Source organism: Faecalicatena contorta (genome assembly GCF_001404335.1).
Classification (GTDB): domain Bacteria; phylum Bacillota; class Clostridia; order Lachnospirales; family Lachnospiraceae; genus Faecalicatena; species Faecalicatena contortus_B.
The window spans coordinates 40,797-54,742 of sequence record NZ_CYZU01000015.1; the positions used below are offsets into that span (position 1 = coordinate 40,797).

Annotated in this window: 20 protein-coding genes; 5 read left to right on the plus strand and 15 right to left on the minus strand. The window is 41.1% G+C overall.

Annotated elements, in window-relative coordinates:
* Positions 1 to 140: 140 nt before the first annotated feature.
* From ARB69_RS09565 to ARB69_RS09575, 3 genes are all read right to left on the minus strand, one after another.
* Complete coding sequence (locus ARB69_RS09565; RefSeq protein WP_055057331.1) at positions 141 to 572, minus strand: hypothetical protein; 432 nt, start codon at positions 570 to 572, stop codon at positions 141 to 143.
* 4 nt (positions 573 to 576) lie between these two features.
* Positions 577 to 789 carry a sporulation initiation factor Spo0A C-terminal domain-containing protein gene (locus ARB69_RS09570; RefSeq protein WP_055152290.1) on the minus strand — a complete coding sequence of 71 codons (213 nt, stop codon included), beginning with the start codon at positions 787 to 789 and terminating at the stop codon, positions 577 to 579.
* Between the two features lie 150 nt (positions 790 to 939).
* Positions 940 to 1,257 (minus strand): helix-turn-helix domain-containing protein, encoded by a 318-nt coding sequence (locus tag ARB69_RS09575; RefSeq protein ID WP_008688152.1) that lies wholly within the window; start codon positions 1,255 to 1,257, stop codon positions 940 to 942.
* Between the two features lie 179 nt (positions 1,258 to 1,436).
* On the opposite strand from ARB69_RS09575, the gene ARB69_RS09580 reads away from it, so the two are divergent.
* On the plus strand, positions 1,437 to 1,643 hold the full coding sequence (locus tag ARB69_RS09580) for a DUF6219 family protein (protein WP_024720750.1): 207 nt from the start codon (positions 1,437 to 1,439) through the stop codon (positions 1,641 to 1,643).
* A 76-nt stretch (positions 1,644 to 1,719) separates the two neighbouring features.
* Here the strand turns inward: ARB69_RS09580 and ARB69_RS09585 are convergent, their stop codons facing one another.
* The 6 genes from ARB69_RS09585 to ltrA all read right to left on the minus strand — a co-directional run bounded on the left by ARB69_RS09585 (position 1,720) and on the right by ltrA (position 6,197).
* Positions 1,720 to 2,091: a hypothetical protein gene (locus ARB69_RS09585; protein ID WP_008688148.1), complete on the minus strand. Its 372-nt coding sequence runs from the start codon at positions 2,089 to 2,091 to the stop codon at positions 1,720 to 1,722.
* 9 nt (positions 2,092 to 2,100) lie between these two features.
* Positions 2,101 to 2,673 carry a hypothetical protein gene (locus ARB69_RS09590; protein WP_008688147.1) on the minus strand — a complete coding sequence of 191 codons (573 nt, stop codon included), beginning with the start codon at positions 2,671 to 2,673 and terminating at the stop codon, positions 2,101 to 2,103.
* A gap of 250 nt (positions 2,674 to 2,923) precedes the next feature.
* Positions 2,924 to 3,163 (minus strand): hypothetical protein, encoded by a 240-nt coding sequence (locus ARB69_RS09595; protein ID WP_024720751.1) that lies wholly within the window; start codon positions 3,161 to 3,163, stop codon positions 2,924 to 2,926.
* Positions 3,164 to 3,175: 12 nt separating this feature from the next.
* Positions 3,176 to 3,388 carry a DNA-binding protein gene (locus ARB69_RS09600; RefSeq protein ID WP_024720752.1) on the minus strand — a complete coding sequence of 71 codons (213 nt, stop codon included), beginning with the start codon at positions 3,386 to 3,388 and terminating at the stop codon, positions 3,176 to 3,178.
* 14 nt (positions 3,389 to 3,402) lie between these two features.
* On the minus strand, positions 3,403 to 4,710 hold the full coding sequence (dinB, locus tag ARB69_RS09605) for a DNA polymerase IV (protein WP_262581046.1): 1,308 nt from the start codon (positions 4,708 to 4,710) through the stop codon (positions 3,403 to 3,405).
* A gap of 17 nt (positions 4,711 to 4,727) precedes the next feature.
* Complete coding sequence (gene ltrA / locus ARB69_RS09610; protein WP_055057330.1) at positions 4,728 to 6,197, minus strand: group II intron reverse transcriptase/maturase; 1,470 nt, start codon at positions 6,195 to 6,197, stop codon at positions 4,728 to 4,730.
* An 826-nt stretch (positions 6,198 to 7,023) separates the two neighbouring features.
* On the opposite strand from ltrA, the gene ARB69_RS09615 reads away from it, so the two are divergent.
* Entirely contained in the window at positions 7,024 to 7,755 is a 732-nt protein-coding gene (locus tag ARB69_RS09615; RefSeq protein WP_024720754.1) for a helix-turn-helix domain-containing protein, read from the plus strand.
* A 56-nt stretch (positions 7,756 to 7,811) separates the two neighbouring features.
* Positions 7,812 to 8,012 carry a helix-turn-helix transcriptional regulator gene (locus tag ARB69_RS09620; protein WP_005344265.1) on the plus strand — a complete coding sequence of 67 codons (201 nt, stop codon included), beginning with the start codon at positions 7,812 to 7,814 and terminating at the stop codon, positions 8,010 to 8,012.
* A 57-nt stretch (positions 8,013 to 8,069) separates the two neighbouring features.
* On the opposite strand, the gene ARB69_RS09625 is transcribed toward ARB69_RS09620, so the two are convergent.
* Positions 8,070 to 8,504, minus strand: a complete 435-nt coding sequence (locus ARB69_RS09625) for a flavodoxin family protein (protein WP_024720755.1) — start codon at positions 8,502 to 8,504, stop codon at positions 8,070 to 8,072.
* On the minus strand, positions 8,501 to 8,875 hold the full coding sequence (locus tag ARB69_RS09630; protein ID WP_024720756.1) for an MmcQ/YjbR family DNA-binding protein: 375 nt from the start codon (positions 8,873 to 8,875) through the stop codon (positions 8,501 to 8,503). Before ARB69_RS09630 ends, ARB69_RS09625 begins: the two co-directional genes overlap by 4 nt.
* 250 nt (positions 8,876 to 9,125) lie before the next feature.
* Here ARB69_RS09630 and ARB69_RS09635 point away from each other — a divergent pair, with 250 nt between their 5' ends.
* Positions 9,126 to 9,449, plus strand: a complete 324-nt coding sequence (locus ARB69_RS09635; RefSeq protein WP_024720757.1) for a plasmid mobilization protein — start codon at positions 9,126 to 9,128, stop codon at positions 9,447 to 9,449.
* Positions 9,416 to 10,795 carry a relaxase/mobilization nuclease domain-containing protein gene (locus ARB69_RS09640; protein WP_055057329.1) on the plus strand — a complete coding sequence of 460 codons (1,380 nt, stop codon included), beginning with the start codon at positions 9,416 to 9,418 and terminating at the stop codon, positions 10,793 to 10,795. The genes ARB69_RS09635 and ARB69_RS09640 overlap by 34 nt, the downstream gene beginning before the upstream one ends.
* Before the next feature lie 14 nt (positions 10,796 to 10,809).
* Here ARB69_RS09640 and ARB69_RS09645 read toward each other — a convergent pair whose 3' ends face one another.
* The 4 genes from ARB69_RS09645 to ARB69_RS09665 all read right to left on the minus strand — a co-directional run bounded on the left by ARB69_RS09645 (position 10,810) and on the right by ARB69_RS09665 (position 13,935).
* The gene (locus tag ARB69_RS09645) at positions 10,810 to 11,109 is read right to left on the minus strand and encodes a hypothetical protein (RefSeq protein ID WP_024728259.1); all 300 of its coding nucleotides are present in this window, start codon (positions 11,107 to 11,109) and stop codon (positions 10,810 to 10,812) included.
* 5 nt (positions 11,110 to 11,114) lie between these two features.
* Positions 11,115 to 11,294 carry a hypothetical protein gene (locus tag ARB69_RS09650; protein ID WP_024728260.1) on the minus strand — a complete coding sequence of 60 codons (180 nt, stop codon included), beginning with the start codon at positions 11,292 to 11,294 and terminating at the stop codon, positions 11,115 to 11,117.
* Positions 11,295 to 11,806: 512 nt separating this feature from the next.
* Positions 11,807 to 12,187, minus strand: coding sequence for a metal-dependent transcriptional regulator (locus tag ARB69_RS09660; RefSeq protein WP_024720760.1), 381 nt, complete (start codon positions 12,185 to 12,187; stop codon positions 11,807 to 11,809).
* 11 nt (positions 12,188 to 12,198) lie between these two features.
* Positions 12,199 to 13,935: an ABC transporter ATP-binding protein gene (locus tag ARB69_RS09665; RefSeq protein ID WP_024720761.1), complete on the minus strand. Its 1,737-nt coding sequence runs from the start codon at positions 13,933 to 13,935 to the stop codon at positions 12,199 to 12,201.
* Positions 13,936 to 13,946: the final 11 nt, after the last annotated feature.

Genomic DNA, 13,946 nt, shown 5'->3' on the forward strand with positions numbered 1-13,946 from the left:
TTGTATTCAGTTATCTATGCCTTCTTTCATCAGCATAATCATTGTATCAGGATAAAGTTCACAAAGTATCCGCAATATGTTCCCATAAGTTCATATCATTATTGGAATCGTACATATTTCAGTATAAAAAGTTCACCGTGTTATTCTTCTACTTCTTTTCCATCTATATATAGTTGAAATTTATCAGGATTATTGACTACATCATAGTCCTTTCCATATTCTACAGGTCTGTATTCGGCTGTCATTACCGATTCCCCATCTTCAATATCCTCTTTCCATAAATAGATGTTCATATCAAGACTCGTCGCATATCCCCTGTCTGTGGAGAATTTTGTCGAATAAAAAGAATCATCCTTGTACATCTGCAAAAGCTCTCTTACAAACGCTTCTCTATCCTCAATATTTTTCCGGTTAGCAACCACGGTTAAATTTTCATCCCGATTTACGGAAAATGTTCCAACTACATCCGGTTCGCCTTCCTCATGACCAGATTCAGATTTCCCATAAATACTTCCTGCAGCAATTATCAAGATCACTGCTCCTGAAATCAATGCAATTATCTTTTTCTTCATATTTTTATTTTCCTTTTAGTTTTTTTACTGCGTAATTGATTACTTCTTCCGGTGTGGGTCTGTCTCCTTTAAGTGTAATTTTCTTCCATTCTTCCTGCACAGCCGGATCAGGATTATCAAATCCTGCATCTATGGCTATCTGCATTTCTCTGCGTACTTCTTCTGGTGTTGTGTTGTACTTTTCTGCAATCTTCTCATAAATAGTTTTTTCTCTCATTCATTTTCCTCCGATATATAACTGGATTTACAACTTGTTCTATAGAACCAATTTAGCATATTTCTATTATCATGAAAAGACACTTTACAACTTAAATCTGAATAAATGGTCAAAAAAAGAAGAGCTACTTGCTCTTCCCAGTTTGTCATATCACTCTTCCAATAATGTGTGAATTACTTTGATGATTTTTTTCTGTTCTTTGATTGGAAGTTTTTCAATTTTTTCTGTCAGTTCATTTGTAACACCTGTAACTGAATGTGCCACAACATCAATTAAAAGAGTATCTGCAGAAACATCTAACGCATTTGCAATTGCAACAAAGGTATCCAATTTTGTAACTTTCAAGCCTCTCTCTATTACACTCACATGCGTCGGGCTTAAATTTACTAATGCAGCCAGTTCCTCTTGTGTGAGATTTTTTGCTTCTCGTGCCGATTTGATTCGCTGTCCTACTGCTTTCAAATCCATCGTAACACCTCCTCCGGAACGAATAATCGTTCTGGATTTAGTATACTTGTGGATGTCTTCAATATACAGAATCGCAAAACCAAGTTCTAATTCTATAGAACTATATTTCAAGATTTTCTTTGCATTTTCGTAAAAAAGCGTTATGATTGAATCAGTTAAATCAAAGGAGGTATCAAATCATGAAATCACATAAATACTGGTCCTTAGGCGCACTTTTCTGTATGTTGGGATGCATTTATTCTGGAATCAAAAAATCTATGACTGCACATAAATACTTTGCCTATTCTTCATTGCTTTGTATTGGCATGTCCATTTATTCCGGTCACAAACTGGTTTCTCCAAAGAAGAAAAAAATCACTGAATCAAATAATAGTGAGAATAGTTAAATGAAAATTTGACCTTTATTCATCAAAGACAAAGTTGCTGGAGAATATTTTTTCTCTCCAGCAACTTTCTTTATCTTTAAGCCATTGAAATACAATACTGTCCAATCAGCTTCGTCCAACTATTATATTTATTCTTTTCACACACCTTTCGGCAAATTTCATTTTCCATCAATACACAGAACATCTTATCATAATCAAATGCCCAAACAGCACCATTCACATGGTTTTCCACTGCTTTCTGATCTATGCTCTTTAAGCGTGTGACCATTTTTTCAATTTCTCCATTTCCCAAGTTACCGATATTTTTGCAGATAAACCGAAAGAAATTCAACGTTGCATATTCGTCATGCCAATGGAACTCTTCTGGATTGTTTTTAATTTTACTGGCTCGTTGCTGTTCTTTGATTATCTGATCAGCTACACCTTTCATCGAATCTTCGTATCTCATATTATTCACCTACTCTTCCTCTACGCCCAGTGACGGTTTAAATCTTTTATCCTTTGCCTGCGGTACCACGATCTCATAAAAATAAAATCCTAAATACCCAAGTGCCTGCTTCTTCATTTTATAAAATGAAGTCCTGCCTATTCCTAACTCCTGTTGTACTTCCACATCTGTCTTATTATAATGACTGCAAAAACAGGAATGAAGGATCTCACTGAGCATCACACCATTCGGTGCATAGAACTTAACCAGTGTCATTCCACGATAGATCATATCTGACAAGCCATAAATGATCATCAGGTTATTCATTTCCCGGTGCATCTTTGGCACATTCAGCTGATTGTTATAAATGCTCAGATAACTCAACGCATATGCCATATCTTCATTGATTTTCTCCTGGCACTCCATATCCAGTTCTTCTAACACAATCTGATTTTCCAAAATCAATTTCTGATAGCTTGTCATCAATTCTTTAATATCAGTATAATGTCTTTCAATCGTTACTTCCAAATAATCCTGTGCATGGCTTGCCATCTGGAAGGTAATCTCTTTCATTGATTTAATTGCATAATCTCTGTCTGTCATCAGTTTCAAAATCTCCTTATCATCATCACACTAACTGGCGGTCTTTCAGACCAGTTCGCTTTCCCCATGATTTTGATGGGAAGCAATTACTTACTACAACTTGCAGAAGCGGATATCCAAAAGGCATTGTGGGAGCTGCCTTTGCTGACCGGAATCCATCTTCTTATGTAAAACCTGCAGGAATAAAAAGGGAAAGTGACTATCCCTGCCGGTTAATAATCCAAATAATATCGTCTATACCAAGCTCTCCTTATGCTGTTTTTCTCTCCATAAACCATTTATCCACTTCGTAAAACAAGTGGCTTTCCTGCCCTTGTATCATACAGGTGTACATCATTCCTACACCGCCTGCCTTTCTGCTGGCGCATCGCTCGATTTTCAAAATTCTGTCAATGCTATACTTTCTTCCATCCTCCCATGTAAAAAATATGGGAACCAGCTGTCCGTTTTTCCGAAACTCTGCTACTACATCTACATATACTTTGTTCATGCCGACACCTCACTATAAAATCTCAATTGCTCTTGGCGATGCCGGGATTCTGCGGATATATCCATTTAACTCCAACTGCTTGATTCTGGAAAATGCTGATGATGTTGATTTCACCCCGATCAATTTTCCAAATTCCCGTATTGTCGGTGGATATCCATGTTCATTGGTATATCGTAAAATACACTGATAACTTTCTTCCTGTTTTCTGGTTAATGCTTTTTTCAAATCTATCCCTCCAATTACCCATGGAAATAACTATGTGGATGGATCGTGTGCGTACCAGCGTCTAAGTGGGATAAGACTTTATCCTGATACATTGCCGCTCGCTGTATACTGAAATAACCAAACCTTCGTCTGATCTCATCTACAGTACGATCCAGCTTCTCTAACTTTTCCTTTTTCTCCTGATTTCCAAATAAATCCAACTGCACGGGAATATCATCTAACACAAGATCCGCAGCTCGGATTCCCAGGCTTCTAATGGGATGTTCCCATTTGTAATTATCTTTAAATAGCTGAAATGCTGCAGTTACAATCTCGTTTGTAATATTCGTTGGCTGTCGTAAATGTATCTGTCTGGAAAAACTATACAATCGATTATCTCGAACTGTAATTTCTACTGTTTTGCATTTAAATCCATGTTTCCGCAATCGTGCAGCTACACTTTCTGCCAATGCTATTTGAATGATCCAGACATCCAGATCATTTTCCAGATCTCTCGGTGTTGTAGTGCTATTACCTATCGACTTTACTGGTGCTTCATATCCTTCCTTGCAAACCGGATCTTCATCCCAGCCATTTGCGAAAGCCCATAATACATTTCCTATTTTTCCAAAATGACTCTCTAACAACTTTTCGTCTGATTCCGCAAGTTGCCCGATTGTCCGGATTCCAAGTTTTTGCAATTTCTTATTTGTCTGTCTTCCGACATAAAGCAAATCTGACGCTGGAAGCTGCCATATCCTGTCTTTATAATTTTCTCGATTAAACTCTGTGATTGCATCCGGCTTTTTATAATCTGAACCAAGTTTCGCATAAATCTTATTCCAGGAAATTCCAATACTTACCGTTACACCCAGTTCGTATTTAATCCGATGGCTGATTTCTCTTGCAATCGTCATTCCGCTTCCTTTCAGATTTCTGCTGTCCGATACATCCAGCCAGGCTTCATCAATTCCATATGGCTCAATCTTGTCCGTATACTCCGAATAGATTTCTCTTGCCATCTTTGAAAATCTCAAATACAAATCCATCCGTGGTGGTACAAATATGATTTCCGGACAAATCTGTTTTGCCTGCCATAATGCCATTCCGGTCTTTACACCTTTTTGCTTTGCAATATAATTTGCTGTCAGCACAATCCCATGTCTGGCTTCCGGATCGCCACCGACTGCCAGCGGCATTCCGGCAAATTCCGGATGATGCAGCATTTCTACACTGGCATAGTCGGGTAAGAGAAGAGCATTACTGTCCTTCCCTCCCCTAAGAACCGTACGTGATAGTTTCCCATCATACGGCTCAAGCCTTATAAAGCCTATTGCTGCCACAATAAGCCGGTTGTATATCATTCGTATACAAATTTGAAATTGCTGTAGGATTTATTTTTGCGTTCAGCGAAGTATTCCATCCAAATTTCATCGTAGGGATTCGCTTCCGCTTTAATACATGTAAAACGGGTAATGTTTGTGTCGGTTGCATATACTAATGCGAGATAATTATCCTCCGTCAGCTTTTCAGAGAAAGTCCAGCTACGGTTTCCGATTCTGTGGAAATATTTATCTCTTATCCATGCGGCTGGTTTGTTTTTATGTCTACGTCGGCACCATCTCCATAGCGCCTTGAATGTCTGCCAGTCCACATATCTAAATGCAACCGAAGATACGTTATACTTCTGAAAGTTCACCCATCCTCTGATAATAGGATTCAGGCATTTGATCAGATCGGATTGCTTGCCCGTTCGGAACTTCTTAATTGTTCCACGAATTTTACGCATAATTGATTTAACATTCTGTTTTGATGGTTTGGTAAGTAATTTATCCCCATATTTACGAATATTACAACCCAAAAAGTCAAATCCATCGTGTATGTTCGTAATAACTGTCTTTTCATCCGATAATTCTAATCCTCTTTCATGCATGAACTCTTTTACTAAAGGTAGTACCTCGTTTCTTAATAGTTCCTCTGATACTCCTGTAATAATGAAATCATCTGCATAGCGCACCAGATTTACTTTTGGATTTATCTGTCTACCTTTCGACCAATACCGTTTGAACTTATTCTTCAATAATCTTTCTAATCCGTCCAATACATAATTACACAGCGTCGGTGAAATAGTACCTCCCTGTGGTGTTCCTTGGTCAGTAGCATTGAGTTTTCCCTTTTCCACAAATCCAGCTTTAAGAAATTTGTGCAAAATTTCTTTGTCCATAGGGATATTCTTTTGCATCCATTCATGATTTATGTTATCGAAACATCCTTTTATGTCACCTTCCAACACCCATTCTGGTGCTGTTTTTCGAGCCAAGTCGACAAAACATTGCTCTATAGCGTCTTGAACACATCTGTTGGGTCTGAATCCGTATGAAGTGCCGTCTGCCAGAGTTTCTGTGACTGGTTCCAGTGCCATTTTGTGTAATGTTTGCATTGCCCTATCTTTCATTGTAGGAATACTCAGTGGTCTCTTTTTTCCATTTTTCTTTGGAATGTAGATTCGTCTGAGCGGTTGAGGTTGGTATCCTCTTCTCTGAAGTGTGAATATGGCGTTAAATTTGTCCTCATTACTTATCCAACACACGCCATCTACTCCAGGTGTTCTTTTACCCTTGTTTTCTGTTACTCTTTTTACAGCAATTGCTTTTGCATAAAACGAATGAGTCAGAGTCCATTGTAAGGATTTGATTTTTCCTACTCTGTTCTCCTTTACAGCCTTTGCAATACGCATCTGCAGTTTCTTAACCTCATATTCAGCTGTTCCAAAATCAATATCCTTCCAGCTCTTAATGTGATTTGAAGATGCACACGATTTCTCGTACATTTGCATTTCTCCTTTCAGAAATTCTGCTAATTCTCTTGCAACATAAGACCAGACGGAAGTCTGCCCCCTTTCGGGTGAGTATATTCTCTATCCTTCTCATTACAAGAAGGCATTCGCTTTCTCCGTCCTCCTTACCCGCACATCTATCGGTTTCCCTTACGGGTTACTTTCCGTATCTTTATGGAGATATACGGGCTTACCTTGTTCCACTACATTTATGCTGGTAGATTAGGCTCCACCTTTCTGCCGACGGTTCTATAGTCCGTGTGGTGGCTGTTTCAACCCCCAACCAAACCGCATTCCCATTTTGGGCCAGGCCCAGCAACCTTTGGCCTGTTCGCGCATAACGACATTTACCAGTGATTCAGATATCTTAGCCATTCTATCCCAGTCATCATCTCAAGTCAGTGTTGCTCTTACTTGTTCTTATCCTCACGGAATCAGTTCTACATCTCTGTAAAGATGATTTTTCATATCTCGTTTCCTCATAGCAGTTACCCGCTACTTTGTAGATATTAGACTCAACTGACGGAACAGCAGGTCTTACACCTTACGGTAAGACAATAAATGTAGTGACTTTCAAGTCACACAAAACAGTTCATATCACTATGCAGGATCACACGCTCACTCAAACTTTTCACCTCCCAGCTGTTTCCTTCAACATGATGTCTTATCAATTTTTGTATGTTTAGTATATATCGACATTCCGGAGATAGTCAAGTAACATCTTGGTTGTATTTTCTCCATTTTGGAGATTATTGTTGATTTTATTTCTAACATACGGTATAATGCATATAGAAAATTCAAATAGAAATGAGGCGAACAAATGCGTGATTTCGGGGAAATATTAGCAGAAAATAGAAAAAAGAAAGGATACTCTCAATCAGATCTGGTAGACCTGCTTTCTCAGGAAGGTATTCAGGTCACTACAAAAGCAATCTCCAAATGGGAGACCAATGCACGAGAACCAGCTTTACATGTTTTCCTGACACTTTGCCAGTTACTTGATATCGAAGATATATATGAATCCTTCTTTGGAGAAAACCCATATAACATTATGAGTGGATTGAATGAAGAAGGCAGAAATAAATTGATTGAATTTGCTGATATTTTGAAAGCTTCTAAAAAGTTTTCTCCACTGTCTGCAAAAATTATCCCATTCCATCATCCTGTAGAAATTACCTGGGAACCAGTTTCTGCTGGTACTGGAAATTACCTGGAGGATTCTGTAAAAGAAACCTATGATGTAGGACACCTTGCTCCTGAGCAGACTGACTTTGGTGTACGGATTTCCGGTGACAGTATGGAGCCACTTTATCATACAGACGATGTTGCATGGATTCAGAAAAAAGATTCTCTTGCTAATGGTGAAATTGGAATCTTCTATCTCAACGGCAATACTTACATCAAGGAATTACACGATGAGCCAGATGGTGTTTATCTGATTTCTTTAAATCAAAAATATCGTCCTATCCAGGTTTTGGAATCTGACTCTTTTAAGATTTTTGGAAAAGTAATCGGGAAATGCAAAGGTGCAGAAATTCCGGGATTTCATTAGACTTCAACAGCAGGTTCATGATCCTGCTGATAACAATAAGCAAAGGAAGTGATTGAATGGCAATCAATAATACACTAAAAGATATTCGTGAAGAACGGAATCTCATTCAAGCAGATTTGGCTGAAGCCATAGGTTCCTGCAGCCAGACTATAGGCCGCATCGAACGTGGAGAACGTAATCCTTCTCTTGAGATTGCAATCCGGCTGGCACATTACCTGAAAGTGCCTGTAGAAGATATTTTTCAGGTTGAAGACTGAAACACAGCTGCCAGAAAACCGAGGAGTAAAATCCCCGGTTTTCCTTTTGCTCAAAAATCAGTGTAATCCTTTTACGAAATCCGCTGCGTTTTTCATATCTTCTTCATTCGGATGGTCTTTAGCAATACCTCCAACCAGTTTAAATGGTCCGAATGTGTCATACCCTTTACAACCAAATTTTCCAACCACACTGGCATGTCTTTTATCCAAAATCTGCTCTATGGTTTTATAATTCGCACTCCCGCCATAAGTACAGATCAGAAATATCTTTTTGTCGTCCGGTAGATTCTTCTCTGCAAATTCCAATATCGACTGATGAAACTTTGAAAAATAGATTCCTGATGCAAACCCAATCATATCATAACTGCTCAGGTCTGCATCTGGCTGTTTCACAGCATCAATCAAATCCACCTGACATTCTTCTGCGATCCTCTTTACTAATTTTTCTGTATTTCCATGATGCACAGATGCGTATACTATCGCTGTTCTCATTTTTCTTCCTTTCCGTCTGCTCCGTCAATCAGGTCATAGCTCATATCCAAAAAGTCCAATATCTTCGCTTCACTGACTGAACCATCCAGTAAAATCGTGATCCAGTGCTGTTTATCCATATGGTATCCTGGTAAAAATCCATAAGTCTGAATAATCATGCTGGTCATTTCTGGATTGCACTTTACATCCATAATGTCAACCAGATCATTTCCCTCTAATCCCAGTTTCGATTTTTCAACCGTCATGATCACTGCATACCATTTTCCATTTTTATGTCGAAGTACTGCACTGTCCGATAGTTTACTCCATAAATATTCCGGCATTGTGCCATACTGTTTCTGCACATATTCAAAAATTTCTTCTTTCTTCACAATCTATTCAACTCCTGATTTTTCTGATATCCTGCCCATAATCATACCACATTTTCGTATCCCATACTACCTGCCAAATTCTTTTGCATTTTTCCGGTTCTCCTGACTTTAACTAATAGAGGGGTAAAACAGCAAGGACAGGAAGTGAGGATACACTTCCGGAAAATCCCAATTTAGGGTACCCTGCCCTAAATTGAAAAAACGCTGAAAGCAACGATACTACTGCCCTCTCAGAAAGGAGAACCCACCAATGGCTGAAAGAAAGAGAAACAAAGAAATTCATTTTTATGTCACCGAAGAAGAAAGGAAGCTAATCCGCAGGAAGATGATAGAATCAAAAACCAAAAACATGGGAGCTTATCTGCGAAAAATGGCAATCGACGGTTATATCGTCAACACCGATACCACTCCACTGAAGAAACAGTATGAGGAAATGCACAAGATTGGTGTAAATATAAACCAGATTGCAAAAAAGGTAAATATCACCGGAGATCTATATCCGGAAGAAATGCAAGAATTGAAAGAGATGGTGAAAGAATTATGGCGTATCTTAAGATCTTCCCCGTTAAAGTAACAGACAAGAAAGCTCTGGACTACATCACGAATCCAGATAAAACAGCTGAAAAACTGTTAGTTTCCAGTTTTGGCTGTTCCCCGGAAACTGCAGATCTTGAATTTTCTATGACAAGAGAAATGGCAAAAAAGAATGGAATGGACAAAGGTGATAACCTGGCATTTCATCTGATCCAGTCCTTCAAGCCTGGAGAAGTTGATGCCGAAACCGCTCATCGCTTAGGGCAACAATTTGCAGACGAAGTACTGAAAGGAAAATATGAATACGTGATCAGTACTCATGTTGACAAAAATCATATTCACAATCACATCCTCTTCAACGCTGCAAGCTTTGTTGATCATCACAAGTATGTTTCCAATAAACGGAGCTACCACAAACTTTGTAGAATCAGCAATCGTATCTGTCATGAAAATGGACTTGCCACCAGTATGCCAACCGGAGAAAAAGGTAAAAACTATAAAGAGAACATGGAATATCATCGTGGCACCAGTTGGAAAGCCAAGCTACGTGTTGCGGTTGATAAGGCAATCTGGGTTTCCATCAACTATGAGGAATTTCTGCAAAAGATGCAGTTAGCCGGATATGAAATCCGCCAAGGAAAGCACCTGTCCTTCCGTGCACCAGAGCAGAAAAACTTCACTTATATGAAATCTCTCGGAAGCTATTATTCCGAAGAAAATGTTCGCATCCGCCTGGCAAAAAATCGTAGCAAAGTAAAAGCTCCAAAGCATCTGTCCAGAGAAGCCCGCCTGTATATCAATATCTCCACGTATGTTACAACCGGCAATCGAGAAGGATTTGAACGATGGGCAAAGCTCAATAATTTGAAAGAGGCGGCCCGCACCTTCAACTATCTTTCCGAAAATAACTTGCTGAATTATGACGATTTCAGGCAGCATGTATCTGACATTGAAGCTTCTGTGAAAGTTGCCGACCAAAGAATAGCACAAATCAACAGTGAACTGAGCACGCAGAAAGTCATTCAGAAACACTGTGATTCTTATCGGCTTTGCCGTAAAGTAATTGAAGATTGTAAATCTGCTAAAAATCCAAAAGCATACCGCACCAAACATCAGGCAGAATACCAGCTCCACGATTCACTAAAAAAAGAGCTTCAGGATCTCGGCGTTACCAAAATCCCAAGCCCTAATAAAGTCCAAAAGCTGATTGAAAATCTTGAATCTGAACAGGCTGCTACTGTCCGGGAAAAACAGGAATTGCAGAAAAAGCAGAAAACCTTGGAAATCATTCAGCAAAATTTCTCTGTGCTGCTCGATGCTCCGGAAATCAATTCAGACTTACTTCCGGCAAAACGGGAATCCGTTTCTGTCACAAGAGGTCAATAAGATTGCACTGCAACTCACTCATTTTCTTCCCAAGGTTTCAGACCCATTTCCTCCCAGGTGACACCATACGGTGCACCTCCGGAGGTATAACCGGCAATAAAGAAAAATCTGTCATCTTGCAAGATTTCTTCTTTAGCCAGATTATCTCTTGTTTCTTTTTTCTGTCTTGCTCGCCTCTGCTGCTTCTTTTGTTTCGCAAAAGCTGCTTTTCCCTGATATGCTTTCGTGTACTCCATACAGTAGAACGCAGCCTGCCGGTCTGCGGCAAGCTGCGCTCCCGCAGCGATGTTTCCATCGACCAGTCCTCCCCGCATCAGGTTCAGCACCGCACGGAGCACGACGGGAAAGAGTGTTGCTTTTTCCCCCTTATCGCCTTGTTGTAGCAGGAACAGTCCTCTTCCTTCGTTGAATACCGCACGCCTCCATCTATCGCCCTGTCAAAAGGTGCCGGCAGATCCATCCCAATCTGCCAGCTGTCAAATAATCTGGTATTTGCCATACGTTTCTGTTTCCTCCAATCTTTTATTTCCTACAATCCCTTGTAATTCTTTCGGCCGCTTCTTTGAAAAATCTCTCTTCCAGGTTCCTTACCGTACAATACAAATCGGGTAAAAGGTATTTGGGTTCTCCACTTTTCCACATTCCAATCCATTATATAAATATATTCGATCAAAGGTTGTTCTTGTCTTCCCTCCTTTTGCCAGCCTGAACATAAAAAAAGACACCAAAAAACAATTCTTTGCTTTTTGATGTCTTTTCTGTCTTTTCAGGCTGATGCCCGAATCAATATTACAGAAGTCCGAACAGACTTCTCCTGTACTTTTCGCACAATCTACTTTCAAATCCCGGACCTCTCCAGAATGAAATTTCTTATTCAGGATATTTCCCAAATAAAACTATTTACGCAATTATCATAGCACTGTATTTTGTTTGCGTCAACATTTCAATCACAATATATAGATAATATCTGTTGATTAGATGCAAATTTCTGTGCTAAATAATTCATTCAAGTTATGCTGTATCATTGCTCTGTTTTTCAACCGAAGCTTTCAATTTCTGAAAAGTCTCTTCGCTGATTGCATGTTCTATCCGACAGGCATCCCTTTCTGCGGTTTCCCGATCAACCCCGACAGCTACAAGCTGCTCCGTAAAGAACTGATGCCGTTCATAAATTTTCTCAGCAACCTCCCGCCCGTCTTCGGTCAGATGGAGATATCCATCTTCATCCACGGTCAGAAAACCGCCATTCTTTAACACACCTACTGCATGGCTGATACTCGGTTTACTGAATCCCATGTGTCGGGCAAGGTCAACGGAGCGAACCATGCCTTTTTCCTTTTGCAATACAAGGACTGCTTCCAAATAATCCTCGCCCGACGCATAAATCTTCATTGCCGCCTCCTTTACTGTGCCAGTTTCCAGCCGATAGCTTCCTGCCTTTCGGATACGAAGTCCGCATACAGACCCTTCTGCTGGATCAGTTCTGCATGAGTGCCGCGCTGAACGATATGGGAATCATCCAATACCAATATCTGATCCGCACCCCGGACGGTTTTCAGGCGGTGGGCGATCATAATAATAGTCTTGTCGTGCGTCAATTCCGCAATCGCCCGCTGCAATTCTTCTTCATTTTCCGGGTCAACGCTGCTTGTGGCTTCATCCAGAATGATAATCGGGGCGTCTTTCAATATGGCGCGGGCAATGGAAATACGCTGCTTCTCACCACCGGACAGGGTTCCTCCGCCTTCCCCGATCACCGTATCATACCCGTCGGTCAGGGCGGAAATAAATTCATGGCAGCAAGCCTTTTTCGCCGCCTCTACCACCTGTTCGTGCGTGGCATCCGGGCAGCCGAATTTGATGTTGTTCTCAATCGAATCGGCAAACAGATACACGTTCTGAAATACCATGCCGATATTCTTCATCAGGCTGTCCAGTTTAAAATCCCGGACATCTTTGCCGCCAACCGTAATTCTCCCGGCGTCTACATCCCAAAATCGGGCAATCAGGTTGCACATAGTCGTCTTGCCAGAACCGGACGGGCCGACAATGGCAGTGGTCGTTCCGGCAGGGATCGTAAAGCTGACATGATCCAGAATTTTTCGGTCTGCATAGGAAAAGTCCACATTATCAAATATAATTTCCGAGGATGCCGGAACCACATCTGCGCCCTTTTCATCCATGACCGGCGTATCGTCAATAGAGTTTGCCGTATCCATAGAAGCCGCCAGCATTTGCAGCAGGGAGGCCATGTTTCCGGCGTTTTCCAGATCATTGAACACCATAAAGGAAGCGATCACCAAAATCACGCCATAGGCCAATGACAGGGAACCGTTCAGCCAGAAGTAAATGGAGGCCAGGAGCAGCAAAACACTGAACACCCGGACAACAACCTGTTTCAGGGCATCATAGGGGACACTGGCTTTTGTCAGTTTCAAATTGTCCCGGCAGCTTGCCTTGATTGCGCTGTCAATGGACTGTGTGCTGTCCTTCTCCATACCGAAGGCTTTCACGATCCCCATCCCCTGGATATACTCCAGGACGGATTCCACAAGGCTTTCCTGTGTATGCTGCCGCACTCCGCTTAAGCGCTCAGATTTGCGGAGCGCCAGTTCCGCCGCTGCAAGATAAAGCAGGACGCCGACTGCGGCAATCAGACCGATCCGCCAGTCAAAAACCACCAAAACGATGACAAGCGCCACCGAATTGAAAAATCCGCCCAACACAGATACCAGCACACGCGCCGCCGAATTTTCCACATCCCCTAACGTGGTGGTAACGATAGCGGTAATGTTCCCGATACTGTTCTTGTTAAAATATCCCATCGGGATGTAACGCAGCCGGTCTCCGATGTGGATACGCTTTTCCGCCACCATACAGTAGCCGGTTTCCGTCTGCTCCATCGTGGAGAAATAGGTCGTGATGATCCTTCCAACCAGGGAAACAGCCATGATGCCCAAAGAAATCCAGATAAACCGGCTGTCCCGGTTATCGGATACCAACGCCTCCACCACGATAAAGAGGGCGGCAAACTGTAAAGCCGCAAACAGGCCGGAGAGGAACGCAAACAGCAGGGATTTTTTCAGCAGTCCCTCTTTGCTGCCAGCAAACGCAAAAATTTTTTTCAATGTTCCATACATTTGACAACACC